The organism is Arthrobacter sp. P1_B4 (assembly GCF_056406555.1).
Genome location: NZ_JBFTZW010000005.1, coordinates 1 through 26,036, shown reverse-complemented (window position 1 = coordinate 26,036; position 26,036 = coordinate 1). Strand labels below are relative to the sequence as shown.

Genomic DNA, 26,036 nt, shown 5'->3' with positions numbered 1-26,036 from the left:
CTGTCGGGTCCGGAAAATCTCCGAACCCGACAGCCTCGCTATCAATATTTGTGGTGCTCCTTGGTTTGTTAGCCGATGCCGATGGCTCCGGTGAGCACTCCTACTCCGAGCATCACCAGGGAGATCACGGCCGTGCGCCACAGGACCTTCTTGTGGTGGTCGCCCAGGTCCACCTTCGCGAGGGAGACCAGGAGCAGGATGGCGGGGACCAGGGGGCTCTGCAGGTGGAAGGGCTGGCCGGTGATGGAAGCGCGGGCCATGTCGGCGGCGCTGACGCCGTAGTGGGCCGCCGTTTCGCTCAGGACCGGCAGGACGCCGAAGTAGAAGGCGTCGTTGCTCATGAAGAACGTCATCGGGATGCTCAGGACACCGGTGATCACGGCCATCAGCGGACCCATGTCCGACGGGATGATCTGGACCAGCCATTCCGACATGGCCTTGACCATGCCCGTGCCGTTGAGGACGCCGGTCAGGACCGAGGCGGCCATGACCATGCTGACGACCGCGACAATCGAGGGAGCGTGCGCGATCAGCTGGGCGCTCTGGTCCTTGACCTTGGGGAAGTTGACCAGCAGGGCGATGGCGGCGCCGACCATGAAGACGAACGGGAGCGGAATGACGTTGGCGACGAGCGTCGCCATGACCGCGACCGTGAGGCCGAGGTTGAACCAGAACAGCTTGGGACGGAGGGTCTTGCGGTTGGGGTCCAGGGCGGTGTCGGCCATGGCGGAGTCGCGGTCGTCAACGAAGGAATCGGCGCGCTCCAGCACTGCAACGGACGATCCTTCCGGGGAGAGCCCGGCGGGCGAGGCTCCGGGGCCCTTGCGGCCGCGGCGGATTCCGGTACCGCCGGCCGCGGTGCCGCCGGCTGCGCCGTCTGCATCGCCGTCGAAGGCTGCAGCTGTGTCCGGGACGCCCCAGATCTCGGGGGCGACGGCGCGGAGACGGTTGCGTTCCTGCAGGCCGAGCAGCCAGGAGAAGACCAGCACGACGATGAGCCCTGCGATGAGGGACGGGACCATGGGCACGAAGACATCGTTGACGTCGAGCTTCAGCGCGGAGGCGGCGCGGGCGGTGGGGCCGCCCCAGGGCAGGATGTTCATGGTGCCGTTGGCCAGGCCGGCCACGCAGGTCAGGACCACGGGGCTCATCTTCAGCCGCAGGTAGACCGGCAGCATCGCCGCTGTGGTGAGGATGAAGGTGGTGGAGCCGTCGCCGTCGAGGGAGACCGCTGCCGCGAGGATGGCCGTGCCCAGGACCACCTTGGCGGGGTCGTTGCCGAGCTTTCGCAGGATGAACCGGACCAGGGGGTCAAAGAGCCCGACGTCGATCATCAGCCCGAAGTAGATGATCGCGAACATCAGCAGCGCGGCGGTGGAGGTCATGGATTTCATGGAGTCCATGACCATCGGGCCGATGCCGAGGCCCGCGCCGGCGAAAAGCCCGAAGACTGTGGGAACAATGATGAGCGCCAGCACCGGCGTCAACTTCTTCGTCATGATCAGCACCATGAATACCGCGATCATGGCGAATCCTAGTAATACCAGCACGGCCGGCTCCTTCTTCGTTGAATGACACCACTCCGGTGTGATGCGCACTACAGACGTTAGAGTGGCGCCCGTCACGACTGGGCCTTTGGCTCAATTGATTGGCATACTGCTTATTGGATGCATTTTGCGCATTTTGCTCACGTCCGTACCAACCCCAGGCAGGAGCCCGATGAAGCGCCGCACAGCACTGCCGGCCCTGCGCTTTTCGACCCAGACACTGCTGCTGCAGCTCGGCGTCGTGGCGCTGGTGGTGCTGCTGAGCAGCGCCGTCCACGCCTGGCTGAGCTATGACCGGCTGGGCCGCGAGGCGGAGAACCAGGCGCTGACCCTGGCCCGGACGGTGGCCTCGGACCCCTCCGTGCGGGCTCAGGTCCAGTCCATCAGCGCCCTTCCCGCCGCTCCCCCGGCCGCCGAGCTGCTGGCCGGTCCGTTGATGGCTGCCGCGGAGGGTGCCCGCACCCGCACCGGCGCCCTGTTCGTGGTCATTACGGACGAGACCGGCATCCGGCTGGCGCACCCCGACGCGGAGCGGCTGGGCGAAAAGGTCAGTACCGACCCCTCGGACGCCCTCGCGGGCCGGGAGGTCACCACGCGGAACACGGGCACGCTGGGCCCGTCCGCCGGCGCCAAGGTCCCGGTGTACGCCCCGGACTCGACGGCGGTGGTGGGCGAGGTGAGCGTGGGCTACTCCACCGAGACGATCAGCCAAAGCCTGGCCCGGGACATCATCCCCATCGCCGTCACGGCCGCCGGCGCGCTGCTGGCCGGCGTGCTCGCCTCCTTCCTGCTGCGGCGGCGGCTGCAGCGGCTGACCCTCGGGCTCGAACCCGAGGAGATCAGCACCCTGGTGCACGACCAGGTGGCCGTGTTACAGGGGGTCGACGACGGCGTGATCGGCGTTTCGGCCGACGGCAGGGTCAGCGTTTTCAACGCCGCCGCCCAGCGGCTGCTCGGTGTCCCGGACCTCGCGGGCACGGCCTGGGCCGCCGCGCCGGTCCCGGAGCAACTCAAGGCCCTGACCCGGGCCGATGCGGCCGAGGGCGAGGCGGTGGAACTCGTGGCCGGCGGCCGGGTGCTGGTGGTGAGCGCCCGCAAGGCCCTGCACGGCCGCGAGGACCTGGGCTGGGTGGTGATGCTGCGGGACCGGACCGAGCTGCAGCAGCTGACCCGCCAGCTCGACGCCGTCGGCACCATGTCCGCGGCTTTGCGGGCACAGCGCCACGAGTTTGCCAACCAGCTGCACACGATCGCCGGGTTCATGAGCATCGGGGAGCCCCAGCAGGCCCAGGACTATCTCGCCAAACTGGCCGGCACCGGGCCGCTGGCGTTCCCGGTGGACCAGGCCGAGCTGCTCCAGGACCCCTACCTGCAGGCCTTCCTCGGTGCCAAGGGCGTCGAGGCGGACGAGCGCGGCGTGAGCCTCCGCCTCGGCCCGGAATCCGTGGTCCGCGGCCACGTCACCGAACCCCAGGACGTCACCACCGTCCTGGGGAACCTGATCGACAACGCCGTGAACGCCGCCGTCGCCGGATCCGCGGCCGAGCGCTGGGTGGAAGTCGAAGTGCTGGACGAACCGGGCATCAACGGAGGCGCCGGCACACTCCACATTGTGGTGGCCGATTCCGGCGACGGCCTGGGCGTTGGAATGACAGCCGGCGAGGCCGAGGGGGTCTTCGCGGAAGGCTACACGACCTCGGTCCGGCCCGCGCGCCCTGGCGGAGGGCAGGGCCTGGGGCTGGCGTTGTCCCGACAGCTCGCGCGCCGCCGCGGCGGCGACGTGCGGGTGCTCGAAGCCGGCTCCCCCGGCGGCCCGGGCGCCGTTTTCGTCGCCACGCTGCCGGGAACCACCGAACCTGCAATCACTGAAGCAAACCGGGAGGACAACGATGTCTGAGGATTTCAGGGTGCTGATTGTCGACGATGATTTCCACGTCGCCAAGCTGCATGCCGCCTATGTGGATTCGGTGGCCGGCTTCCTGGCGCTGCCGCCGGCCGGCTCGGCGTCCCAGGCACTCCAGGCCATCCACAGCCTCCGCCCGGACCTGGTGCTGTTGGACGTCTACCTGCCGGACGCTTCGGGCCTGGACCTGCTGCACCAGCTGGACGTCGATACCGTGATCCTCAGCGCGGCCTCGGACACGGCCTCGCTGCGGCTCGCGTTCCGCCGCGGGGCACTGGGCTACCTGCTCAAGCCCTTCACGGCCGAATCCCTTTCGCAGCAGCTGCGCTCCTATGCACGCTACCGCCGGATCCTGGCCCAGCCGGGCTCCGTCAGCCAGGAGACGGTGGAGCGCGCCAAGCGCGCCCTGATCCCGGGCGACGTCGTCGCCTCGGCACGTCCCCGCTCCGCCACCGAGGCCGCGGTGCTGGAATCCCTGGTGCCCGGCGAGCAGTATTCAGCCGCCGACGTCGCCGCCCGGGTCGGTGTGTCCCGGGCCACCGCCCAGCGGTATCTGTCCGCGCTGGCGGACGACGGCGCCGTCGACATCCAGCTGCGCTACGGCACCACCGGGCGACCCGAGCACCGCTACGGAATCCCCGCCCCGGCCGGCCACTAGGCGCCGCGACGTAAGCAGCTCAGGCGCCGTCGGGCTCCCTCTGTGCCGCCGCCTGCTCCGCCTGCACGGCCCTGTGGATGTTGCCGTGGATCATGTCCGCCCCGACGCGCTCGATCACGCCGTCCCGCTCCAGGACCGACCGGACCGCGGGCTTCAGCCGGGTCAGGCGCAGGTTGACCCCGGCCTCCCGGGCGAGGATGACGATGTCCGCCACCTTTGCCGCCCCCTGCGAGTCGACGAAGTTGATCCCGCCGCAGTCGAGCACGATCCCGGTGAGCCCCGGCGTCGACTGGATGACGTCGCGCAGGCGGTCCTCCAGTGCATCGGCCGTGGCGAAGAACAGGCCGCCGTCGAACCGGATCACGGCAATGCCGGGAACGGTCTCGTCGCCGGGGTGCTCACCGGCGTCGCGGAAGACCTGGGTCCCGGGCTCGCGGCCCAGGTCGGGCATCTCCGGATGGGTCGCCACCCGGACGAGCCAGATGAGCGAGAGCCCGATTCCAATGACGACGCCCGCCAGCACGCCGAAGATGAGGGTCCCGATGATGGCCGCGACCGCAATCCAGAAGTCGAACTTCTGCACGCGGGCCAGCCGCCGCAGCTCGGGCACGTTCATCATGCCCATGACGACGGCCTCGATGATCAGCGCCGCCAGCACGGGCTTGGGCAGGATCGAGAACAGCGGCGCCAGGAACAACAGCGTGAGCAGGACGGTGATCCCCGAGGTGAGGGAGGCCAGTCCGGTCTTCGCCCCCGAGTGGTCGTTCAGCGAGCTCGCGGACAGGCTCGTCGAGACGGGCATCCCCTTGAACAGACCCGAGGCGATGTTGGCCATTGACTGGGCAATGGATTCCTGGTTGATGTCGATCTGGTAGCGGTGTTTGGCAGCGAACGCCCTGGCATCCCCTGCGGTCTGGGAGAAGCCGATCAGGACCAGTGCCACCGCCGCGAGCGCCACGGTGCCGACGTGGTCCCACATGAGTTGGCCGTCCGGGACCTGCAGCGAGGGCAGCCCGCTGGGTACGTCGCCCACCAGGGCCACGCCTTTGGCCCCGAGACCGAAGAGCGCCTCCGCCGCCAGTCCGCCCACCACCAGGACCAGGGCGCCGGGGACTTGGGGAGCGATGGCTTTCAGCCCGAAGACCACAGCCAGCGCGATGACCCCCACCACCACGGTGGTCGGCTGTGCCTCGCCCAGGGTGCCCAGCCACGACCACAGCTCCTGGAGCGGATTCGAGCCGGTGACCTCGGTCCCGGTGAGTTTGGGGAGCTCGCCGATCACGACGTCGATCGCCGCGCCGAAAAGGAAGCCGGTGACCACGGCCTTCGAGAGGAACTGCGCAATCCAGCCCATCTTGAAGACGGCAAGAATCAGGAACAGGATGCCGGAGGCAAGGGTAATTCCGGCAACGAACGAGGCGACATCCTGCTCGCCGGTGATGCCCGCCGCGAGCACGGCACTCGCGGCCACCGCCGCCAGGCCCGAACTCGGGCCCATCGAGATCTGCCGGCACGTGCCGAAGATCGCGTAGACGATGGCGCCGGCGGCCGCGGCATACAGGCCGTTCTGCAGCGGGATCCCGGCGATGCCTGCGTACCCGAGGTTCTTCGGAACGATCAGGGCCGCGACGGTGACCCCGGCAATCAGATCGCCGCGCAGCCACGAGCGGTCATAGGAGCGGAACTGGCCGATGAGGGGGATCCTGGTGGGCCCCTGCCCGTGCGCCTTGGTCATGCGCCCTTCATACTCCAAGTCCCGACGTTCCGCCAGAGCCCGGCCGGCCCCCGCAACGCCCCGGGCAACCGTCGCTTTGGCCCTAGGTGGCGCTCTTCTGGGCGACGAGTTCGATCTCGACGAGCATCTTGGGATCCAGGAACGGCAGCACGTGAACGAGGGAGAGCGTGGGGCGGATGTCGCCGAAGACCTCGCCGTGGGCCCGGCCGGCCTCTTCCCACTGGCTGATGTCCGTCAGGTACAGCTTGGACTGCACCACGTCCTCGAAGCCGAAGCCGGCCTCGGCCAGCACGGCGCCGAGCTTCTGCAGGATGTAGCTGGTCTGGGTATAGAAGTCCTCGCCCATGATTCCGTCCTCGCCGCTGGCGGCGGTCGCGGAGATGTAGAGGGTGTTGTCCACCTGGACAGCCCGGGAATAGCCGAGGGTCTGTTCCCAGGTGGAGCCGGTACCGAAGGTCTTGCGCATGGTGGGCCTTTCGCAGTTGCCGCAGGGATCGGCACAACTGTAGGGCGCCGGACGGCCGGGCCGCCAAACCGGGTTGCTTTGTGTCGGCGGACCTGCGCGGGGCCACCGCCCCGGCTAGAGTTCCTGGCGGTAAACGAGCAGTTTGATGTCCGTGCCCGGCACGAGCCAGTCGCGCTCCGGCGCCCGGACGAAGCCGGTCTTCAGGTAGAGGCCGTGGGCGCTTTCCCAGCTCTCGCCCGTGGTGAGGGCCACGGCGTGGATGCCGGGCAGGGCCCTGGCGTGCTCGATGATGGCCTGGACCATGGCCTTGCCGGCACCGCTGCGCTGCACGGAGGGGTCCACCACGAGCATCCTGAACTCGAGCTCATCGCTGAAGGCGATGTCCGCGTAGGGCTCGCCGGCGACCGCCAGCGTCACGGAGCCGAGGATCCGGCCCCCACGCTCGGCGACCCAAACCGTCGCGGCCGCCGCGCGCTGCCCGACGTTCTGGATCTGCTGCATGTAGGGGTGGTCGGCGCTCTCAAAGTAGCCCGCCGCCAGGTAGGCGTCCCGGGTGATGCGCGCTATGGCGTCGAAGTCGGCCGGAACGGCGGGGCGAATAAGGATCTGCGAAGGCACCTGTCAATGGTACGGGCGCCCGGCCCCGGCCGTGCCCGGAAAGGCCGTTTCCGTGACTGAACTATCACTCAGGCGCATCTGACAGTCGTAGAGCCTGCCCGGCGAGACGACGTTAGAGCGGGAACTTGCCGGAGAGTTCCAGCGGCCCGGCGCACGTCCATGCTGTGAGGCGCTCGTCGTCGGAGGGGCCGCCGGCCAGGGGGCTGGTGAGCCGCGGCCGGCGCACCCAGCAGCCTGCCTCCTCGGCGATCAGGGCCCCGGCGGCGAAGTCGTGTTCGTTGAGCCCGCGCTCACCGTAGGCGTCGTGCGTGCCGTCCGCCACGAGGCACAGGTCCAGTGCCGCGGACCCGAGCCGGCGCATGTCGGCGAAGCCGTCCATCAGGGTGCCGAGGCCTGCGGCCTGTTCCGCCCGCACGCCGGGATCGTAGCTGAAGCCCGTGGCCAGGATCTGGCCGGTCCGTCCGGGGACCGGGCCGAACAGGGCGGTCACCTGGCCCTGCTCCTGGAGCCAGGCGCCCTCGCCGCGGGACGCGTAGTAGGTGCGTCCCAGCGCCGGTGCGCTGACGACGCCGGCCAGCCAGACGCCGTCGGCGTCGGCCACCGCCACGGAGGTGGCGTAGTAGACGATGTTGCGGATGAAATTGGTGGTGCCATCGAGCGGGTCGATGGACCAGCGGTAGCCGCTGGGCTCCGCCGGCAGGACGGTGCCGCCCTCCTCGCCAGTGATGATGTCCCACGGCCGGGCGGCGGTGATGACGTCCCGGACGGCGGCTTCGGCGGCGAGGTCGAAGGCGGTCACCCAGTCTCCTGAGTCGCCCTTGTTGCTGACGTCCAGGGCCGCGGTCTTCCGGGTGGCCAGGACGGCGGCGCCCGCCGCGGCGGCCGACTTGGCCAGTTCGAGCAGCTCCGGAATGCCAGGTGCGGGAGGACCCGCGGAGTGGGAACTCATTCGGCCGCAGCAACCTCGACGCCGGGGGCCCCGCCGCCGTCGGCCGGGTCCGGGAGGCCGTCCGCGCCGCTGCCCGGCACCCTCTCCGCGCTGCCGTCCGCGCCGGTGCCGGCCGGCCCGTTCGCCAGCAGGGCACGGAAACCGTCCTCATCCAGGACCGGGACGCCGAGCTGTTCGGCCTTGTCCAGCTTGGTGCCGGCGTTCTCGCCCGCCACCACGTAGCTGGTGTTCTTCGACACCGATCCGGCCGCCTTGCCGCCGCGGATCAGGATGGCTTCCTTGGCCTCATCGCGGCTGAAGCCCTCGAGGCTCCCGGTCACCACCACGGTCAGCCCCTCCAGCGTCCTGGGCGTCGACTCGTCGCGTTCGTCCGCCATCCGGACGCCGGCGTCCGCCCAGCGGTCCACGATGTCGCGGTGCCAGTCCTCGGCGAACCATTCAGTCAGCGCCTGGGCGATGACCGGGCCCACGCCGTCCACGTGGGCGAGCTCCTCCTCGGAGGCCTGCCGGATGGCGTCCATGCTGCCGAACGCGGTGGCGAGGGCGCGCGAGGCCCGCGGGCCGACGTGCCGGATGGACAAGGCGACCAGGATCCGCCACAGCGGCTGGGATTTCGCTTTTTCCAGCTCCCGGAAGAGCTTGTCCGTCGTGGCCGTGGGCTTGGACGGGGTCTTGGTGGTGGCCTTGGTGAAGAAGTAGGGCACCAGCTCGAATTCCCCGGTGCCGACACCCTTGGAGCGCTTCTCCCGGCGGACACGGACGTCCGCGAGCTGCTCCGGAGTGAGGTCGAACAGTGTCGCCTCGGTGGTCAGCGGCGGCTCCGCGGGCTCGGCCGGCTGGGTCAGTGCGATGGCGGCTTCCCAACCGAGGGCCTCGATGTCGAAGGCGCCGCGGCCGGCAAGGTGGAAGACGCGTTCACGCAGCTGCGCCGGGCAGGACCGGGAGTTGGGGCAGCGGATGTCCACGTCCCCTTCCTTCCCGGGGGCCAATGGCGTGCCGCACGCGGGGCATTCGGTGGGCATGATGAAGTCGCGGACGGGAGGGTCCTGCTGGTCCCGCAGCGCCAGCACCGGGCCCACAATTTCCGGAATCACGTCTCCGGCCTTGCGCAGCACCACAATGTCGCCGATCTTCACGCCCTTGGCCTTGACCACTTCCTGGTTGTGCAGGGTGGCCATTTCCACGGTGGAGCCGGCGACTTTGACCGGTTCCATCACGCCGTACGGGGTGACCCGGCCGGTGCGGCCGACGTTGACGGCGATGTCGAGCAGCTTGGTGTGGACCTCTTCGGGCGGGTACTTGTAGGCCACGGCCCAGCGCGGCACCCGGGTGGTGTAGCCCAGGGCCCGCTGGGTGGCGAAGTCGTCCACCTTGATCACAATGCCGTCGATCTCGTGGGTGAGGCTGTGCCGCTTGTCGCCGTAGCGCTTGATGAATTCGAGCACGTCGGAAAGCCCGGCCAGGACCTCGAAATACGGGCTCGTGGGCAGTCCCCACTCGGCCAGCTTGCGGTAGGTCTCGGACTGGCTGGCGGTGTCGAGACCCTCGCGGGCGCCGATGCCGTGGACGTACATCCGCAGCGGCCGCTTGGCGGTTTCCGCGGGGTCCTTCTGCCGCAGCGAACCTGCGGCGGCGTTGCGGGGGTTGGCCAGCGGCGCCTTGCCGGCCTCGATCAGGGCTTCGTTGAATTCCGCGAAGGCCTGCGACGGGATGAAGACTTCGCCGCGGACTTCCACCTCCGCCGGGAAGCCGGTGCCGCTGAGCTGCTTCGGGATTTCCTTGATGGTCAGGACGTTATGCGTGATGTCCTCGCCGGTGGTGCCGTCCCCGCGGGTTGCGGCCCGGACCAGGGCGCCGTCGCGGTAGAGCAGGTTGACGGCCAGGCCGTCGATCTTCAGTTCGGTGAGCCACGACGGCGGGTTCCCGCCGTTGCCGAGCTTGGCGACGCCCGCCTCGGCCTTGACCATCCAGGCCTCCAGCTCCTCGAGCGAGAAGACATCCTCCAGACTGTACATGCGCTGCAAATGCTGCACGGCGGCAAACGCCGCTGACACCTCGCCGCCGACTTCCTGCGTGGGCGAATCGTTGGCCACCAGTTCCGGATGCATGGCTTCGAGCGTTTCCAGCCGCCGGTAGAGCTCGTCGAACTCGGCGTCGGAGATGATCGGCGCGTCCTGCTGGTAGTAGGCAAAGCGGTGCTTGCGGACCTGCTCAACAAGGTCTTCATATTCCGCGCGGATGTCCCCGGAGGGGACCTGCTCCCCCGCGGGGCCTTGCGGGTCCGTGACGTGCCCGGGGGCTGCTTCGGCTGCTTCTTCAGTCCCTGCTGCGGTCTCTGCTGCGGTCTTCCCTGTGCTCACAGACCTATCCTGCCCTAGATCCCCGACATTGTCCGGTCCAGGGTCCGGTCTGGGGTCCGCTTCCGAATTTGGACTGACGCTGACCGCAAGGTCAGGCGGGCTCGTCCACGTTTGCAGTCCGGGCGTCGACCACGATCGCCGTGATGTTGTCCCGGCCGCCGCTGCGCAAGGCCGCCTGGATCAGTTCGTCCACGGCCGCCTGGGGGTCGGCCTCGGCCGCGAGGATGCCGGCGATCTTCTCATCGCTGAGTTCGCCGTTGAGGCCGTCGGAGCAGACCAGTATCCGGTCGCCGTCTTCAAGGGGAACCAGCCAGAAGTCGGCCTCGGAGTCATCCCCGGTTCCCAGCGCCCGGGTCACCACGTGCCTGCGGGGGTACACGGCGGCCTCGGCCTCGGTGATCTGGCCGGTGTCAAGGAGTTCCTGGACTTCGGAATGGTCCACGCTGATCTGTGCGAGCTGGCCGTGGCTGTACCGGTAGGTGCGGGAGTCTCCGATGTTGAGGACAAGCCAGTACGGAACGTCCTGTTGTTCCACCACCACGACGCCGGACAGGGTGGTTCCGGCTCGCGATCCGGTGGCGTGACGGATGCCCGCATCTGCCATGAGCAGGTACTCCTGCAGGATGTCCGCCGTCGCATCCCGGCTGCCGGTCTTGGACTGTGGCAGCTCGGCCAGGGTGCGCACGCAGATGCTGCTGGCAACTTCGCCGGCCTCGTGCCCGCCCATGCCATCCGCTACGGCGAAGACGGGGTCCGCGGCAAGGAAGGCGTCCTCGTTCGCCTCGCGGCGCAGTCCCCGGTCCGTGCCGTACCCGCAGCGCAGTAGCGGTCCCCGTTTTCCGTCCGACGGCGGGATGGGGGCGTCTGGTGATGGGTTCATGGCGGTCCTCAATACAGTGGTGCGCGGCTTCACTGGTGCGCGGGGTTGACGGCGTTCGCAACCCGGCCGGATAGCAACTGCCGGTCCGACTATCGCATATGCGCCGCTCAGCTGAGAAGCCCGCCACGGCCTACCGCCGGGCTGATCCGGCGTTCAGTCCAGGATCAGGCCCCGGCCGCTGCCGGGCTGCAGCTGCACCGGATGGATTTCACCGAACCCTCGGACGTCCTCGGCCGGCCGGGGCACCAGGACGAAGCGTTCGTCCTGCTCCAGCGCGGCCGCGGTCATCGAATCCACCAGCACTGTTCCAGGGTCCGCGAGAGCCGTCAGTCGGGCGGCGAGGTTGACGGTGGGTCCGTAGATGTCGCCGAGGCGGGAGAGGATGCGGCCCCACACCATGGCCACGCGGGCCTGGGGCAGGATCTCGTCGTCGGTGAAGGCGCGGGACAGGGCCAGGGAAATCTCGGCGCCGGCCGCCGGAGTCTCGGCAATGTACAGGACTTCGTCGCCGACGGTCTTGACCAGCCGGCCGCCGCCGACCGAGATGATTTCGGCGCACTTGTTCTCGAAGCGCTGCACCAGCTGGGCCAGTGTCTTCTCGTTCATCCGGCGGGACAGGCTGGTGTAGGAGACAAGGTCAGCGAAGCCAACCGCCCGGGCCAACGGCAGGGGCGCATCGTCCTCGTCGCCTTCGCGGCCCTCTTCGCTGGACTGCAGCCCGGCTTCGGCCCGGACGGCCAGGCGCTGCACACCGGCGTTGAGCTGGCGGCGCCAGGAGTAGGCGAGCATCTCCTCGAGGGGGTCGATCAGGTTCGGCAACTCGCTGACGAGCCGCTTGCGGGCGACGGCGTCGGTCACGCCATGTTCCTGGACCATGTCCTCCACGAGGGCCTCGATCTGCCACACCACCATCCGGTCGGTCATCTGGCCGATGGCCCGGGTGATGGAGATTGCGGCTTCCTCGGTGAGCTTGCCGTCGCGCACCAGGTCCACGATGGTGGACAGGGCGGCCTGGTCACGCTCGGTGAAGGCGACATCTTCATCCCCGAGGTTGGGAAAACCCAGGGCGCGCCAAAGTTTCCGGGCAGAGAGCAGCGAGAGCCCTGCACCGGCAGCTACTTCACGACGCCGAAGCTTGCGTTCTCCGCCCAGCAGCCGCGCTTCCAGGGCCTTGGCGGCGAGCCGTTCAGCGGACATCGTGCCGGTGGGCGGGGCCACGGGTTCAGCTTCGTCGGGTTCGGGTTCGGGTTCGGGTTCGGCGGCGGGTTCGATGAGCGCGCCGGCTTCGCTGCCGAAGGCGGTCCCGGCGTCGCTGTCGGCGGCAGCCGAACCGGCGGCGTCCTCGGGCTCCCGGGGCAAATCCGGGGCAGCGAGATCGATGTCCTGGTGGACGTTCTCAGCGTTCATCTCTTCCACCTTCTCTCGTCTCCCACGGCCAGGCCTCGCCCGGGTTGTAGGTCATGCCATCGGCGTTGTCGGTCATGCCATCGGCGCCGGACGCCTCGCCCTGCGGGAGGTCGTCGATGGCGTCCAGCAGGAAATTACGGAATGTCGCGACCTCCGGGACATCGGGGACCACCGTTCCAAGGGGGTACCCGGTTTCCAAGGATATATTCCCGGAGTGCAATAGGCGCTGCAACAAGGATTGCTCAATGGCCACATGGCGGACGGCGGCGAGGGGGACCTGTTCATCGCGCCGCCGTAACATGCCGTATCGGGCAACTATGCGCTGACTGGTGAGGATGTAACGGGTGGCGTGCCACGCAATGACCCGCGGGAGGCAATAGCCCAGCAGCACCCACGCCGCCAACGCCAGGCACACGGCGAGGAGCCAGGGGGTCCACTCTTTCGGGACGAGGGGGACGAGCCGCGCCGGGCCGCCCTTGACAACCCAGGCGCAGGCGTAGGCGGCCAAGGCCGGAACAACAATGAACATCAGCGCCGGGACAATGAGCATCCTGGGCTGGGGCCGGGTCACCACAATCACTTGCTCTCCCGGCAGGAGCACTCTACGCATAGCCGCTTTCTGCTCCGCCGCTGCCGGCGCCCTGGCCGCCGGTCCCGGCCGGGTTCCACGGCCTCAGGTGCACGACGTCGCCGGCGGTCACCACATGTTCATGGCCCGCGGCATCGACCACCAGCAGGGAGCCGTATTCGTCCAGGCGCGTGGCGTGGCCAATGATCTCGTGGTCGCCCGGGAGTTGGGCCCGGACCTGTTTGCCGAGGGTTGAGAGGAGGTGCTCCACGCGTTTGTGCAGCGACGGGCCACCGGCCATGCCGGCGGTGGGGTCGCCGTCGGCGTTGCAGAAACTCCGGTACAGGGTGGCGAAGCGGGACAGGTAGCTCTTCAGGAGCTCCGTCCGGTCCACTGTGTCCGGATTCTCCAGCAGCACGGAGGTGGCGGTGGGAACCGGGAGTTCGGGCTCCGTCAGCGTGACGTTCAGGCCGGTGCCGAGGATGACCGGCGGCGCGCCGCCGGCGCCGAGCGGGCCGAGCTGGGCCAGGATGCCGGCGATCTTCCGGCCCCGGACCAGGACGTCGTTGGGCCATTTGAGTTCCGCCGGAAGGCCTGCCGTTTCCGTCAGGGCCTCACGCAGGGCGAGGGCGGCCAGAAGGGAGAGCCAGGAGTACCTGTGGGTCGGCAGCGGCCGGCCGGCCCCGTTGACCGGCAGGAGCACCAGGGAGACAGAGACCGAGCTGCGGGCCGGCGCCTCCCACCGGCGGTCCAGCCGGCCGCGCGCGTCGCTCTGGTACTCGGCGGTCAGCACTGACAGGTCCGGCCACGCGCCGGGATCCTCGGTCACCCCGCGGAGGAGGTCGGCGTTGGTGGAGCCGGTGGACTCGAGCACCGTCAGGCGCGGAATTCCGTTGGCGGACAGGAACGCCTCATCACTGAGGGCACTCAGGTCCAGGGGCGGACGGTCCGGGGTTTCCTGCGCGGCTTCCATCCTTGAATCCTACCGAGGAAAGCGCACCGGGGCCCCGGCCGTCTGCCTCACATGCCTCCGCCGAAACTCCCCACCTTTGGCCGGGATGTCCGGCGTGTCGGCCGAACACACCGCTGATTCCGGCGCCCGGGCGCCAAATGAGGGGAAATTCCGCGGGGCAGACGGCCACAAAAGACCCAGCAAGTTCAGAGGAAGATGTCCGGGACCAGCTGGGCCTCCGGCGCGCCGAGGCTGTACGGGCTGAAGTCCGTCACCCCTGCCGCCGCGAGAACCTGCTCATCGGTATAGAAGTTGCCGCTCCGGCTGCCGTGGGCGGGGACCGCGTTGCCGCCGGTCAGCACGGCGTGGGCGGCGTCGGCCATGATTTCGGGGCTGCGGGCGCCCTTGACGATCGTGTCGCCGCCGGGCATGTTGCGGATGGCCGCGGTGTCGATCAAGGTACACGGCCAGAGTGAGTTCACGGCGACGCCGTCGGCCTTGAGTTCCTCGGCCAGCCCCAGCGTGGTCAGGCTCATGCCGTATTTGGCCATGGTGTAGGCCAGGTGCAGGCCGGCCCACTTCGGATCCAGGTTCAGGGGCGGGGAGAGGGTGAGGATGTGCCCGGCCCCAGAGGCGCGCAGGGCCGGCAGCGCCATCTTCGAGAGCAGGAACGTCCCGCGCACGTTGATGTCCTGCATGAGGTCGTAGCGCTTCATGTCCACGTCGTCGGTGGTGGAGAGGTCAATCGCGGATGCATTGTTGATGACGACGTCGATCCCGCCAAAGTGGTCCACGGCGGCGCCGACTGCACCGGCGACGTCGGCGTCGTTGCGCACGTCGCCGACCAGCGGCAGGGCCTGGCCGCCGGCGGCCTCGATCTGTTCGGCGGCGGTATACACGGTGCCCTCCAGCCTGGCGTGGGGCTGACCGGTCTTGGCCATCAGGACAATGTTGGCGCCGTCCCGGGCCGCGCGGAGCGCGATGGCCAGGCCGATGCCACGGCTGCCCCCGGAGATGAGGACAGTGCGGCCCTGGAGGGAACCGGCGGCCTGGCACGGCCCTGCGGCGGTGCCCGAAGCATCGTTGCTTGAAGTCATTCCCACACTCTAGCCGACCAATGTTACTGGCGGGTAACAAAGCGGTGAGGGAGCTTCGCGGCGGGAAAATTGTAGGTTCCCTACAGCGGCACCGGCCAATACCGTCACTAGACTTGCCAGCAGAGCCCTGCTTTTGTGGATTCCAGCCAAAGGACCCCACGCGACGGGCGCCGTACAACCTTGCGACAGAGCCGGAGAAACTTGATGAGCCACGATCTGACCACGACTGCGGGAAAGATTGCGGATTTCCGCGACCGCCAGGCCCGTGCCGAACAGCCCTCCGGCCCGGAAGCGATCGCCAAGCAGCACGCGCGCGGCAAGAACACCGCCCGCGAGCGCATCGACCTGTTGCTGGACGCCGGCTCCTTCGTCGAATTCGATGCGCTGGCCGTGCACCGCTCCACCGCGTTCGGCATGGAGAAGAAGAAGCCCCTCGGCGACGGCCTCGTCTCCGGCTACGGCACGGTGGACGGCCGCCCGGTCGCGGTCTACAGCCAGGATTTCTCCGTCTACGGCGGCTCGCTGAGCCAGGTCAACGGCGAAAAGATCGTCAAGGTCCAGGAGTTCGCGCTGCGCAACGGCTGCCCCGTGGTCGGCATCCTCGACGGCGGCGGTGCCCGCATCCAGGAGGGTGTCGCCTCCCTGGCGATGTTCGCGGACATCTTCCGCAACAACGTCCACGCCTCCGGCGTCGTCCCGCAGATCTCCCTCATCATGGGCCCGTCCGCCGGCGGCGCAGCCTACTCCCCCGCCCTGACCGACTATGTGGTCATGGTGGACAAGACCTCGCACATGTTCATCACCGGCCCGGACGTCATCAAGACGGTCACCGGCGAAGACGTGGACATGGAAACCCTCGGCGGCGCCCGGCAGCACAACGCCAACACCGGCACCTCGACTTACCTGGCCTCCGACGAGGCCGACGCCGTCGAGTTCGTCCGCGAACTGCTCGACTTCCTGCCCTCGAACAACCTCGCCGAGGCCCCGGTGCTGGAGCACCAGCAGGAACTGGAGGTCGACGACGACGATCTCGCCCTGGACGCGCTGATCCCGGACTCGGCCAACCAGCCGTACGACATGCGCAAGGTCATCGAGCAAATTGTCGACGACGCCCACTTCCTCGAGATGCAGTCCCTCTATGCCCCGAACGTGATCATCGGCTACGGCCGGGTCGAGGGCCACACGGTGGGCATCGTGGCCAACCAGCCCATGCAGTTCGCCGGCACCCTGGACATTGCGGCCTCGGAAAAGGCCGCACGCTTCGTCCGGCACTGCGATGCCTTCAACATCCCCATCATCACGCTCGTGGACGTGCCGGGCTTCCTGCCAGGCAAGGACCAGGAGTTCCAGGGCATCATCCGCCGCGGCGCCAAGCTGCTATACGCGTACGCCGAGGCCACCGTGCCCAAGCTGACCGTAATCACCCGCAAGGCCTACGGCGGGGCCTACATCGTGATGGGCTCCAAGAAGCTCGGCGCGGACCTCAACCTCGCCTGGCCCACCGCCCAGATCGGCGTCATGGGCGCCCAGGGTGCCGTGAACATCCTGTACCGCCGCGAACTCGCCGCGGTGGCGGAGGACGGCGGCGACGTCGAGGCCAAGCGCGCCGAGGTGATCCGCCAGTACGAGGAAGAGCTGCTCAACCCGTACCAGGCCGCCCAGCTCGGCTATGTGGACGCGGTTATCGCACCGTCCGAGACCCGGCTGCAGATTATCAAGGGCCTGCGCGCCCTCCGGGACAAGCGGGCCGCCCTGCCCGCCAAGAAGCACGGGAACATCCCGCTGTGAGCCCCATGGCCGAACCCGACGAACCTGCCGACGCGGTAAGCAGCGACGCCGCGCCCGGGATCCTGTTCTCTGTCGCCAAGGGTCAGCCGACGCCGGAAGAGCTGGCGGCGCTGACCGCCGTCGTGCTGTCCCTGGGGCAGACCCAGCAGGCAGCACCGGAAAGCCCCGGCGTCCGGCACTGGGTCCGCCGGCAGCAGCTTCGGCTGGCGCCGAGGCCCGGTCCGCAGGCCTGGCGCCGCAGCCTGGGCTGAGCCGACCCGGTTCAGCGTCCTGGCAGGGCCGGCCCGCAGCCGAAATCTGCACGGGAAAGTTGCACGCGAAAAAGTTCAGTGACTCTTTCATAACCACGGCGGCCGGGCTAGTCTCGTCGGGTGACTACCGAAATCATCGCCTCAGACAACACTGCCCCCGCGCGCCAGCAGACAGCCATTGACGCCGTCGCCGACGCCTACACGGACACCCTGATCCGGCTTAACCCGAGCTTCGCCACCGAACTTGGCCTGCCCGGGCACGAGACGGAGTACCAGGACTTCTCCCCCGCCGGCCACGAGGAATTCGCGGCCGCCGCCCGCGAGGCACTTGCGGCGCTGGACGGGCTGGAGCCGGCTGACGACGTCGACGCCGTCACGCTCGACGCCATGCGCGAGCGGCTGGGCCTGCAGCTGGAAATCCACGAATCGGGCTGGGCCACGGCCGATCTGAACAACATCGCCTCCCCGTCCCAGGACATCCGCGCGATCTTTGACCTCATGCCGACGGATACCGCCGGGCAGTGGGAGCACATCGCAGGCCGGGCCCACAATGTCACCGCCGCAATCGACGGCTACATCGAGTCGCTGCGTTCGGCGATGCAGGACGGCAAAGTCGCCGCGGCCCGCCAGGTTTCGATCGTGATCGAGCAGGCCACCAAGCACGCCGCGGACGACGGCTTCTTCGCCAAGCTCGCCGCCGGCGCCAAGACCGCGGACGGCCCGCTCCCGGCCGAACTGCAGTCCCGGCTCGACACCGGCGCGGCAGCTGCCCGGGTGGCGTACTCCCGGCTCGCAGGTTTCCTCGAGTCCGAGCTCCTGCCCGTCGCCCCGGCCAAGGACGCTGTGGGCCGCGCCCGCTACGCCCTGGCCTCCCGGGACTTCCTCGGCGCCACCGTGGACCTGGAGGAAACCTACGCATGGGGCGTCCAGGAACTCGACCGCCTCATCGCCGAACAGGAACGGGTGGCAGGCGAAATCCGGCCCGGCGCCACGGTCGAGGAAGCCAAAGAGATCCTCAACAACGATCCCGCCCGCCAGCTCAAGGGCACCGACGCCCTCCAGGCCTGGATGCAGGAACTGTCCGACAAAGCCGTCGCGGAGCTCGCCGGCGTCCACTTCGAGATCCCGGACGTCATGAAGACGCTGGAGTGCCGGATCGCGCCCACCGATGAAGGCGGCATCTACTACACCGGACCCTCGGAGGACTTCAGCCGCCCGGGCCGCATGTGGTGGTCCGTGCCGGCCGGTGAAGACACCTTCACCACCTGGGCCGAAACCACCACCGTGTACCACGAGGGCGTGCCCGGCCACCACCTCCAGGTCGCCACCGCCACCTACCGCCGTGAGCTGCTGAACAAGTGGCGCCGCAGTGTGTGCTGGACCTCGGGCCATGGCGAAGGCTGGGCACTCTACGCGGAGAAGCTCATGCAGGAGCTCGGCTACCTCAATGATCCCGGCGACCACATGGGCATGCTGGACATGCAGCGCATGCGTGCGGCCCGCGTGGTGTTCGACATCGGCGTGCACCTGGAACTCGAAGTCCCCGAGCGCTGGGGCAGCGGCATCTGGACCTCGGAGAAGGGCTTTGACTTCCTCCGCGCCAACCTGCCGATCAGCGAGGGGCAGCTGAAGTTCGAGTTCACCCGCTACCTGGGCTGGCCGGGACAGGCCCCGTCCTACAAGGTGGGCCAGCGCCTCTGGGAGCAGATCCGGGAAGAGCTGGAATCCCGCCCCGGCTTCGATCTCAAGGCGTTCCACACGAAGGCCCTGAACATCGGCTCGGTGGGCCTGGACACCCTCAAGCGCGCGCTCCTGGGGTAAACCCCCCAAGGCCGTTGAGATGGCAGTTCGCGGCAGTGTTTCTCCAGAGCATTGCCGCGAACTGTCATCTCGCGCCTCACAGGGCGGTACGGGCCGTCCGGCGACGAGACAATCGCCACACCGCTCGCCGGAATAACTTCACAAAAGCCCCTGCCGGCGCGGCAATCCCGGGCATTCCGAGGCGCGGGGCCACCTGTGGCGCCGTAACATTTCTCAACATCCGTTCGTCATGCTATCGGCAACGGTCCTAGCGTGTTCCGGTGACCACTCAGACAAGCACCCCCGCACCCGCTGGAAAGACCGGGTTCCAGCTGCCCAAATGGGCCGGCTCGTTCGGCTTCCAGATCATTGCCGCCCTGATCGTCGGCCTGGGCCTTGGCCTGCTGGCCAAGTACACCGGCAGCAACAAGGCCAACCCCAACGCCCTAGGCACCACGCTGCAGACCATCGGCTCGAGCTACGTCTCGCTGCTGCAGACCGCCGTGGTCCCCCTGATCTTCACCGCCGTCGTCAGCTCAATCTCCAACCTGCGCGCCGTTTCCAACGCCGCCCGGCTGGCCTGGAACACGTTGCTCTGGTTCGCGATCACCTCGCTGATCGCCGTGCTGATCGGCATCGGCCTGGGCGTGCTGCTGCAGCCCGGCGCCGGAACCGGCATCAGCCAGGAAGCGAAGTACGCCGGCAAGTCCGGTGACTGGTGGGCCTTCCTGACCGGGCTGTTCCCGAAGAACTTCCTGGGCCTCGGCGCGACCACCACCGTCACTGACGGCGTCGCCACCACCGCCGTGAGCTTCAACGTCCTCCAGATCCTGGTAATCGCGATCGCCGTCGGCATCGCCGCGCTGAAAGTGGGCAAGGCGGCCGAACCGTTCCTGGCCCTGAACGCCTCCGCCCTCGCCGTCATCCAGAAGGTCCTCTGGTGGATCATCCGGATCGCGCCGCTGGGCACGATCGGCCTGATCGGCAACGCCGTGGCCGTCTACGGCTGGGACACCATCGGCTCGCTCGGCAAGTTCACCGTGGCGATCTACATCGGCCTGGCGCTCGTGCTGTTCGTGGTCTACCCCGTGCTGATCCGCGGCCACGGACTGTCCATCAAGCAGTACTACTCCGGCGTGTGGCCGGCCGTGCAGCTGGCCTTCGTCTCCCGCTCCTCGATCGGCACCCTGCCGCTGACCCAGCGCGTCACCGAACGAAGCCTGGGTGTCCCCCGCGCCTACGCCTCCTTCGCCGTGCCGCTCGGCGCGACCACCAAGATGGACGGCTGCGCGGCGATCTACCCGGCCGTGGCGGCGATTTTCGTGGCCCAGTTCTTCGGCATCCAGCTCGACTTCACCCAGTACCTGCTGATCGCGCTGGTGTCGGTCCTCGGCTCGGCCGCGACCGCCGGCACCACCGGCGCCGTCGTGATGCTGACGCTGACGCTCTCCACGCTGGGACTGCCGCTGGCCGGCGTCGGCCTGCTGCTGGCCATCGACCCGATCCTGGACATGGGACGCACCGCCGTCAACGTGGCCGGGCAGGCATTGATCCCGGCGATTGTGGCCAAGCGCCAGGGCATCCTGGACGAAAGGCTGTACAACGCGCCGCGGAACGGCGATCCGTTTAGCGACGACGTCGATGGCACCGCCGCCGTCGACCCCTCCGCCGCCGCCACTCCCGCGGCAGGACGGGACGAGCGGGAACTGGCTGACGCCAGGGCGTAACAACAGAACGAGTGTTCACCAAAGAAGTCCCCGGGAATCCCCGGGGACTTCTCTGGTTTTCCGGCTTCGGCTTTAACCGGCCTCGGCCCGGGTCCGCACGGGCCTAGTGTCCGCCGATCACACCCTTTTCGGCGGCCTTGGTAACTGCGTCCGCTTCTGCCCGGGTCAGGGTGCCGTCCTTGACGGCCTGGTCCAGCCGGGGCTTCAGTGCCGCGGCGTGATTGGCCTGTTCCGCGGTACGCAATTCCTCCAGGGCAGCGGTGACCTTGGCTTCATCGAGGCCGAGCGACTTCGCCAGGGAAGCGGCCAGGGCCTTCTCCATTGCGGCGCGGTCCGGCTTCTGCCCTGGGGACGGCGGGGTGGCCGGCCTGTTGGCTTCGCGGAAAGTCTTCAGGGCGTCGGTGACCTCCGCCTCGTCGACGCCGAGCTTGGCGGCGAGTTCTTTGGCGCGGGCGCCGAACTCCGCACCGCCGTGGCCGCGGTGTCCGCCGCGCATGCCGTAGCCGTCGGCGAAGTTGTTCCCGGGAGCACTCGAGCTGGGTGTCGGGGTGGGCGTCGGCGTCGTGGTGGCGGAGGCCATCCCGGCGACCCCGAGCCCTGCACCCAGTGCAACGGCCGCCGCCCCGAGGCCGAGTGCGATTTTCGTCGTGCGTGACATCTGCTGTCTCCTGGATCTGCCGCGCGGTGACGGCGCTTGAAGCTGATGGTTCGTCCGGGGAAGGCTGCTCCACGAGCATCTCCAGTCTGCACCTGCCCCAGCAGAGATAGCTGTTTCCCAGCTTTCACTTTCCTGTGAATCCGGCAGAGACGCCCAGAGGGCAAAAAGTGGGCAAAATGGCGGCAGAGGTGGATAGGCTCTGGGCATGCTGATCGTCACTTCGAATGACATCCCGGGCCACCGGATCGACGCCGTCCTCGGCGAAGTCATGGGCCTGACCGTCCGCCCCCTGACCAATTCCGGCAACGCGGCAGCCCAGCTCAAGCCTTGAGCGCAAACCCTGCCAGCCCCACTCTGGAAAATACTTGCCCAGAGTGCAAACATGCACGTAGTGTAAGCGCGTGTCCCCATCGCCCTTCGCCTCCGCCGCATCCGGCGACCCCGGTGTCCCCTCGCGCCGCGAACTGAACAAGGCCGCTACCCGGCAGGCCATCACGGACGCCGCCATGGACCTGCTCCGCACGCGGGGACCCGGAAACTTCACGGTGGAGGACATCGCCGACGCCGCCGGGATCTCCCGCCGCACGTTCTTCAACTACTTCGGCAGCACCGAGGCGGCGCTCGCCTCGGTGACGTTCGGCTTCCTGGACACGGCACTTCAGCAGTTCCGGCTCCGCCCGGCCGGCGAGCCAATCCTGGAATCGGCCCGCGCAGCCCTCGTTGAACTGGCCGATCCCATGACCGTCGCACCGGTGGCCGAGCTCTACAGCCTGGGCCAGACCAACCCCCAGCTCAGCCGCTCCGAGCTGGAAGCCTGGGACCACTGCACCGAACAGATCATCGACGCCGCCCGCGAACGCTTTGCGCTGACGGCGGCCGGCGACGTCGACGAGCTCTACCTCCGCGCCCTCGCCGGCTCCGTCATCTCGTGCGGAAAAGCTGCCATGGATGTCTGGTTCGCCCGCTGCGGCGGCGACCTGGCCCCCGAGTCCCTGTCCGTCCTGCGCCAGCTCCTGATCGATTCGATGGGCCTCCTCGGCTCCGGATTCGCGTCCCACTCCCCCGCCACCCCTTCCCCAGATCGGCACTGACATGGCCCTGTTGCTCTACCGTCTCGGCAAGTTCTCCTACCGCCACCGCTGGCTCGTCATCTCCCTCTGGCTCGCCGTCCTGGTGGCCGTCGGCGGCGCGGCTGCGGCCTTCCACGGCACCATGTCCAACAACTTCCAGATCCCCGGCACTGAAACCCAGCAGATGGCGGACAAGTTGAAGCAGGAGCTGCCCAAGTCCTCCGGCGGCTCGGCAGGCATCGTGTTCGAGTCGCAGAACGGCCAGTTCACGCAGGCCGGCAAGGACGCGGTCTCGGCTGCGCTGACCAAGCTGAAAGCCCTCCCCGATGTTCAGGGCACCGTGGACCCGTTCGCCACGCAGGCCCAGCTGGACAAGGCCGTCACGGACCTTGCCGCCGGCGAGCAGCAGGCATCCGCAGGACAGGCGCAGCTGGATGCGTCGGCCGCCCGGCTGGCCGCCGGCAAGGCCCAGCTGTCCGCCGCCGAGCAGCAGATGACCGCGGCCGGCATGTCCGCCGAGGCCATCGACGCCCAGCTTGGCCAGCAGAAAGCTGCCCTCGCCGCGGGCCAGGAGAAGCTCGACGCCGGGACCAAGGAACTCCAGGCCGGCGCGGCCAAGCTCGCCCTGGCCAAACGCCAGCTCGAGGCCTCGCAGGGCATGCGGTTCGTGTCCGAGGACGGCACCGCGGCAATCGCCCAGGTCCAGTTCAAGACCTCGATCAACGGTCTGGCCCCCGCCGTGCGCCAGCAGGTCCAGGACATCGCCCACGAAGTCTCCTCTGCCGGCGTGACCGCCCTGGCCAGCAAGGAAATCACGGAGGACGTCTCCGAGCTGTTCGGCATCTCGGAGATCCTCGGCATCGCCATCGCGGCGCTGGTGCTCATCGTCATGCTGGGAACCCTGATCGCCGCCGGACTCCCCCTGCTGATGGCCCTGGTCGGTGTGGCAGTGGGCGTCGGCGGCACCTTCGCCCTCAGCGGCGCCGTCGACATGAGTTCCATCTCCCCGATGCTGGCGCTCATGCTGGGCCTCGCCGTCGGCATCGATTACTCGCTGTTTATCGTCAACCGGCACCGCGGCCAGCTCCTGGCCGGCATGGACGGCGAGGAATCCGTCGCCCTCGCCACCGGCACCTCCGGCAACGCGGTGCTGTTCGCGGGCCTGACCGTCATCATCGCCCTCGCGGCCCTCGTGATTCCGGGCCTGCCCTTCCTGGCCGTGATGGGCCTGTCCGCCGCCGCAACGGTGGCCGTCGCCGTCGTCGTCGCCCTGACCCTCACCCCTGCCATGCTGTCCCTGATCGGGCCCCGACTCATTTCCCGCCGCGTCTGGGCCAAGGCGGAGAAGCACAATGCCGCCCCCGGCCACGAGAGCGCAGACCGTGCCCGCGACGAACGCCGCAGCAAACAGGGCTGGGGCGGACTCGTCACCCGGCACCCGGTTCTGGCACTGCTGGCCGGTGTCCTGCTGCTGGGCATCGTGGCGCTGCCGGCCAGCCAGTTGCGGCTCGCGCTGCCCGACGGCGGGTCCGAGCCCGTGGAGTCGCAGGCGTTCAAGGCCTATGACGTCACCGGCCGCAGCTTCGGCGAAGGCATGACAGGCCCGATCGTGGTGGTGGGCGACTTCCCGGCCGGCCTGAGCGCGGAGGAAGCCACAGCCAAGCAGCTCGCCGTCGCCGACATCCTCCGCGGTACTGGCAACGTCACCGCCGCCATTCCGGTGGCGCTGAGCGAGGACCGCCGCACCGCGGTGTTCCAGGTCATCCCCCGGGAGGGCCCGGCCAGCGCGAGCACTGTCCAGGTGGTCTCCGAGCTGCGCGCCGAAAAGGACCGCATCAAGGATTCCACTGGGGTCAGCATCGGCCTCACGGGGCAGACTGCCGGCAACGTCGACGTCTCCGCCAAACTCGGCGATGCCCTGCCCCCGTACCTGGCCATCGTCGTCGGGCTGTCCCTGATCCTGCTGTTGCTCGTGTTCCGCTCGATCGTGGTGCCGCTGCTGGCCACAGGCGGTTTCCTGCTCTCGCTCGCGGCCGCCTTCGGAGCCGTCGTCGCGGTCTACCAGTGGGGCTGGCTGGGAACGGTGTTCGGCGTCGAAAACCCGGGCGCCGTGCTGAGCTTCCTGCCAATCATCCTGATCGGCGTCCTGTTCGGGCTGGCCATGGACTACCAGGTGTTCATCACCTCGGGCATGCGTGAGTCCTTCATGCATGGCGAATCGGCCCGGCATGCGGTCCGCACCGGCTTCAGCCATGCCGCGTCCGTGGTCACCGCCGCGGCCATCATCATGGTCAGCGTGTTCGCCGGCTTCATCTTCTCGCACCTGAATATGGTCCGGCCGCTGGGCTTCGCGATGGCCTTCGGTGTCCTGGTGGACGCGTTTGTAGTCCGCATGACGATCGTTCCGGCCGTGATGTACCTGCTCGGCGACAAGGCGTGGTGGCTGCCCCGCTGGCTGGACCGGATCCTGCCGGACGTCGACGTCGAGGGCGCCAAGCTCCGGCCCGCGGCTTCGGCCTCAGCTTCGGCCGACAGCGAGCCCGAGCCGGAGGAGATCGGCGCGCGCTAAAGGCCGCCGACGAGTTGCCCTAAAGCCGCCCGCTGATCGTTTCGATCGGCGGGCGGCTTTTTCGTGCATGCAGCTCGGGAAGGCTTGTGGCCCGTTCGCCGCTCAGGCCGCCAGTCAGCCTGAGGGCCGCATACCCTTGAGCGTCTTCGCGCGGTGGCGCTCATCACGGCCCGGCGGCGGGAATCCACGCTCGCTTCGCCGGCAGGCGATCCGGGCAGGGGCGGCGCGGTGGAACGGTACGTGTGGCCGGTGGGGGTGGTGAGTTCGATGGTGTGCCGAGCGCCAATGCTCGAGGCGGATCCGGGTGCGGCTCCGGGGCTGGGGCGTGCTTTCCAGCCGGGGGTTTCTTTGGTGTGGTTGCAGGCTTCGCAGAGTCCGGCGGCGTTGTCCGTGGTGGTCGGGCCGCCGGTGTGCCAGGGAATGATGTGGTCCAGGTGGCGGATGGGCGCGTCGCAGTAGGGAGTTCGGCAGGTGTCGTCTCTGGCCTGGATGAAGCGGCGGTGCCCGGGCGGGAAGAGCCGGGCGCGGGAGTCCATCCCCACAAGCTCGCCGGTGCCGGGGTGGGTGTAGAGCCGCCGGAGCCAGGTCTTGAAGTCCCGGTCCTTGGCGTCCGTCCCGGCGCCGGCGCGTTCCCGGGCCCAGCCGGCGGGGACGGTGCCGTAGCCGGGGAGCCGGGCCGGTTCGGCACCGGCCTGGAAGAGGGCGCGGTCGGTCATGATGACCTGGATCTCGACGCCTCTGATCCCGCCCGGGGTTCCGGTGGTGCGTTCGACCAGGGCATCGGCCATGAGCTGCCCGCGGCCCCTCGGGTCCCCGGCGGCGCGGAGGGTGTCGGCGTGCCCGTTCAGCGCCTTGTAGACGGCGACGCCGGCGCTCACGGGCAGCAGGGCGGTCAGATGGCACATGGTGTCGGGGGCCGGGCGGAGGCTGACGTGCCGCTCGGTGGCGGCGTGCGCGGCGCGTTCGGTCACCGAGCGGGGGTCACACCGGTACGCGGCGGCCCGGGCCGCGGCCACCAGGGACCGGTCACCGG

General features: G+C 68.8%; 22 protein-coding genes. 9 read left to right on the top strand and 13 right to left on the bottom strand.

Annotated features, from left to right (window positions below):
- Positions 1–68: 68 nt before the first annotated feature.
- Positions 69–1,550: a CitMHS family transporter gene (locus AC1D1W_RS03920; protein ID WP_243179655.1), complete on the bottom strand. Its 1,482-nt coding sequence runs from the start codon at positions 1,548–1,550 to the stop codon at positions 69–71.
- 169 nt (positions 1,551–1,719) lie between these two features.
- On the opposite strand from AC1D1W_RS03920, the gene AC1D1W_RS03915 reads away from it, so the two are divergent.
- Together AC1D1W_RS03915 and AC1D1W_RS03910 are read left to right on the top strand one after the other, a co-directional pair.
- Positions 1,720–3,444: a sensor histidine kinase gene (locus AC1D1W_RS03915; RefSeq protein ID WP_476942995.1), complete on the top strand. Its 1,725-nt coding sequence runs from the start codon at positions 1,720–1,722 to the stop codon at positions 3,442–3,444.
- Positions 3,437–4,108 carry a response regulator gene (locus AC1D1W_RS03910; RefSeq protein ID WP_223914086.1) on the top strand — a complete coding sequence of 224 codons (672 nt, stop codon included), beginning with the start codon at positions 3,437–3,439 and terminating at the stop codon, positions 4,106–4,108. Before AC1D1W_RS03915 ends, AC1D1W_RS03910 begins: the two co-directional genes overlap by 8 nt.
- Positions 4,109–4,127: 19 nt before the next feature.
- Here AC1D1W_RS03910 and AC1D1W_RS03905 read toward each other — a convergent pair whose 3' ends face one another.
- The 10 genes from AC1D1W_RS03905 to AC1D1W_RS03860 all read right to left on the bottom strand — a co-directional run bounded on the left by AC1D1W_RS03905 (position 4,128) and on the right by AC1D1W_RS03860 (position 15,140).
- Positions 4,128–5,843 (bottom strand): SulP family inorganic anion transporter, encoded by a 1,716-nt coding sequence (locus AC1D1W_RS03905; RefSeq protein WP_476942994.1) that lies wholly within the window; start codon positions 5,841–5,843, stop codon positions 4,128–4,130.
- 82 nt (positions 5,844–5,925) lie between these two features.
- Positions 5,926–6,309 carry a RidA family protein gene (locus AC1D1W_RS03900; protein ID WP_243179658.1) on the bottom strand — a complete coding sequence of 128 codons (384 nt, stop codon included), beginning with the start codon at positions 6,307–6,309 and terminating at the stop codon, positions 5,926–5,928.
- Between the two features lie 114 nt (positions 6,310–6,423).
- Complete coding sequence (locus AC1D1W_RS03895) at positions 6,424–6,927, bottom strand: GNAT family N-acetyltransferase (RefSeq protein WP_243179659.1); 504 nt, start codon at positions 6,925–6,927, stop codon at positions 6,424–6,426.
- A gap of 112 nt (positions 6,928–7,039) precedes the next feature.
- Positions 7,040–7,876 carry an inositol monophosphatase family protein gene (locus AC1D1W_RS03890; protein ID WP_243179660.1) on the bottom strand — a complete coding sequence of 279 codons (837 nt, stop codon included), beginning with the start codon at positions 7,874–7,876 and terminating at the stop codon, positions 7,040–7,042.
- Entirely contained in the window at positions 7,873–10,236 is a 2,364-nt protein-coding gene (gene ligA, locus AC1D1W_RS03885; RefSeq protein ID WP_308197236.1) for an NAD-dependent DNA ligase LigA, read from the bottom strand. The genes AC1D1W_RS03890 and ligA overlap by 4 nt, the downstream gene beginning before the upstream one ends.
- A 91-nt stretch (positions 10,237–10,327) precedes the next feature.
- Entirely contained in the window at positions 10,328–11,116 is a 789-nt protein-coding gene (locus AC1D1W_RS03880; RefSeq protein ID WP_476942993.1) for a PP2C family protein-serine/threonine phosphatase, read from the bottom strand.
- Positions 11,117–11,269: 153 nt separating this feature from the next.
- Positions 11,270–12,523: an adenylate/guanylate cyclase domain-containing protein gene (locus AC1D1W_RS03875; RefSeq protein WP_476942992.1), complete on the bottom strand. Its 1,254-nt coding sequence runs from the start codon at positions 12,521–12,523 to the stop codon at positions 11,270–11,272.
- On the bottom strand, positions 12,513–13,133 hold the full coding sequence (locus AC1D1W_RS03870) for a PH domain-containing protein (protein ID WP_243179663.1): 621 nt from the start codon (positions 13,131–13,133) through the stop codon (positions 12,513–12,515). Before AC1D1W_RS03870 ends, AC1D1W_RS03875 begins: the two co-directional genes overlap by 11 nt.
- On the bottom strand, positions 13,126–14,064 hold the full coding sequence (locus AC1D1W_RS03865; RefSeq protein ID WP_243179664.1) for a biotin--[acetyl-CoA-carboxylase] ligase: 939 nt from the start codon (positions 14,062–14,064) through the stop codon (positions 13,126–13,128). Before AC1D1W_RS03865 ends, AC1D1W_RS03870 begins: the two co-directional genes overlap by 8 nt.
- A gap of 185 nt (positions 14,065–14,249) precedes the next feature.
- Complete coding sequence (locus AC1D1W_RS03860) at positions 14,250–15,140, bottom strand: SDR family oxidoreductase (RefSeq protein WP_476942991.1); 891 nt, start codon at positions 15,138–15,140, stop codon at positions 14,250–14,252.
- A gap of 204 nt (positions 15,141–15,344) precedes the next feature.
- Here AC1D1W_RS03860 and AC1D1W_RS03855 point away from each other — a divergent pair, with 204 nt between their 5' ends.
- The 4 genes from AC1D1W_RS03855 (at position 15,345) to AC1D1W_RS03840 (ending at position 20,706) form a co-directional block, all read left to right on the top strand.
- A complete protein-coding gene (locus AC1D1W_RS03855) occupies positions 15,345–16,928 on the top strand; it encodes an acyl-CoA carboxylase subunit beta (RefSeq protein ID WP_079551557.1) in 1,584 nt (527 codons plus the stop codon).
- 5 nt (positions 16,929–16,933) lie between these two features.
- Complete coding sequence (locus tag AC1D1W_RS03850) at positions 16,934–17,179, top strand: acyl-CoA carboxylase subunit epsilon (protein WP_028278321.1); 246 nt, start codon at positions 16,934–16,936, stop codon at positions 17,177–17,179.
- A gap of 120 nt (positions 17,180–17,299) precedes the next feature.
- The gene (locus AC1D1W_RS03845) at positions 17,300–19,000 is read left to right on the top strand and encodes a DUF885 domain-containing protein (RefSeq protein WP_439954112.1); all 1,701 of its coding nucleotides are present in this window, start codon (positions 17,300–17,302) and stop codon (positions 18,998–19,000) included.
- A 260-nt stretch (positions 19,001–19,260) separates the two neighbouring features.
- On the top strand, positions 19,261–20,706 hold the full coding sequence (locus AC1D1W_RS03840; RefSeq protein ID WP_476942990.1) for a dicarboxylate/amino acid:cation symporter: 1,446 nt from the start codon (positions 19,261–19,263) through the stop codon (positions 20,704–20,706).
- 103 nt (positions 20,707–20,809) lie between these two features.
- On the opposite strand, the gene AC1D1W_RS03835 is transcribed toward AC1D1W_RS03840, so the two are convergent.
- Positions 20,810–21,364 (bottom strand): hypothetical protein, encoded by a 555-nt coding sequence (locus AC1D1W_RS03835; protein WP_476942989.1) that lies wholly within the window; start codon positions 21,362–21,364, stop codon positions 20,810–20,812.
- A gap of 205 nt (positions 21,365–21,569) precedes the next feature.
- Between AC1D1W_RS03835 and AC1D1W_RS03830 the strand changes: the two genes are divergently transcribed.
- The 3 genes from AC1D1W_RS03830 (at position 21,570) to AC1D1W_RS03820 (ending at position 25,003) form a co-directional block, all read left to right on the top strand.
- Positions 21,570–21,695, top strand: a complete 126-nt coding sequence (locus AC1D1W_RS03830) for a heavy metal-binding domain-containing protein (protein ID WP_243179668.1) — start codon at positions 21,570–21,572, stop codon at positions 21,693–21,695.
- A gap of 70 nt (positions 21,696–21,765) precedes the next feature.
- Positions 21,766–22,455 (top strand): TetR/AcrR family transcriptional regulator, encoded by a 690-nt coding sequence (locus tag AC1D1W_RS03825; RefSeq protein WP_476942988.1) that lies wholly within the window; start codon positions 21,766–21,768, stop codon positions 22,453–22,455.
- Between the two features lies 1 nt (position 22,456).
- A complete protein-coding gene (locus AC1D1W_RS03820) occupies positions 22,457–25,003 on the top strand; it encodes an MMPL family transporter (protein WP_476942987.1) in 2,547 nt (848 codons plus the stop codon).
- Here the strand turns inward: AC1D1W_RS03820 and AC1D1W_RS03815 are convergent.
- On the bottom strand, positions 25,000–26,036 hold a 1,037-nt coding region (locus AC1D1W_RS03815), incomplete at its 5' end, for an HNH endonuclease (protein ID WP_476942986.1). The genes AC1D1W_RS03820 and AC1D1W_RS03815 overlap by 4 nt on opposite strands.

Coding starts and splice junctions, on each gene's coding strand:
- AC1D1W_RS03915 (WP_476942995.1), top strand. CDS start 1,720: ATGAAGCGCCGCACAGCACTGCCGGCCCTGCGCTTTTCGACCCAGACA.
- AC1D1W_RS03910 (WP_223914086.1), top strand. CDS start 3,437: ATGTCTGAGGATTTCAGGGTGCTGATTGTCGACGATGATTTCCACGTC.
- AC1D1W_RS03905 (WP_476942994.1), bottom strand. CDS start 5,843: ATGACCAAGGCGCACGGGCAGGGGCCCACCAGGATCCCCCTCATCGGC.
- AC1D1W_RS03900 (WP_243179658.1), bottom strand. CDS start 6,309: ATGCGCAAGACCTTCGGTACCGGCTCCACCTGGGAACAGACCCTCGGC.
- AC1D1W_RS03890 (WP_243179660.1), bottom strand. CDS start 7,876: ATGAGTTCCCACTCCGCGGGTCCTCCCGCACCTGGCATTCCGGAGCTG.
- AC1D1W_RS03880 (WP_476942993.1), bottom strand. CDS start 11,116: ATGAACCCATCACCAGACGCCCCCATCCCGCCGTCGGACGGAAAACGG.
- AC1D1W_RS03875 (WP_476942992.1), bottom strand. CDS start 12,523: ATGAACGCTGAGAACGTCCACCAGGACATCGATCTCGCTGCCCCGGAT.
- AC1D1W_RS03870 (WP_243179663.1), bottom strand. CDS start 13,133: ATGCGTAGAGTGCTCCTGCCGGGAGAGCAAGTGATTGTGGTGACCCGG.
- AC1D1W_RS03865 (WP_243179664.1), bottom strand. CDS start 14,064: ATGGAAGCCGCGCAGGAAACCCCGGACCGTCCGCCCCTGGACCTGAGT.
- AC1D1W_RS03860 (WP_476942991.1), bottom strand. CDS start 15,140: ATGACTTCAAGCAACGATGCTTCGGGCACCGCCGCAGGGCCGTGCCAG.
- AC1D1W_RS03855 (WP_079551557.1), top strand. CDS start 15,345: ATGAGCCACGATCTGACCACGACTGCGGGAAAGATTGCGGATTTCCGC.
- AC1D1W_RS03850 (WP_028278321.1), top strand. CDS start 16,934: ATGGCCGAACCCGACGAACCTGCCGACGCGGTAAGCAGCGACGCCGCG.
- AC1D1W_RS03835 (WP_476942989.1), bottom strand. CDS start 21,364: ATGTCACGCACGACGAAAATCGCACTCGGCCTCGGGGCGGCGGCCGTT.
- AC1D1W_RS03830 (WP_243179668.1), top strand. CDS start 21,570: ATGCTGATCGTCACTTCGAATGACATCCCGGGCCACCGGATCGACGCC.
- AC1D1W_RS03820 (WP_476942987.1), top strand. CDS start 22,457: ATGGCCCTGTTGCTCTACCGTCTCGGCAAGTTCTCCTACCGCCACCGC.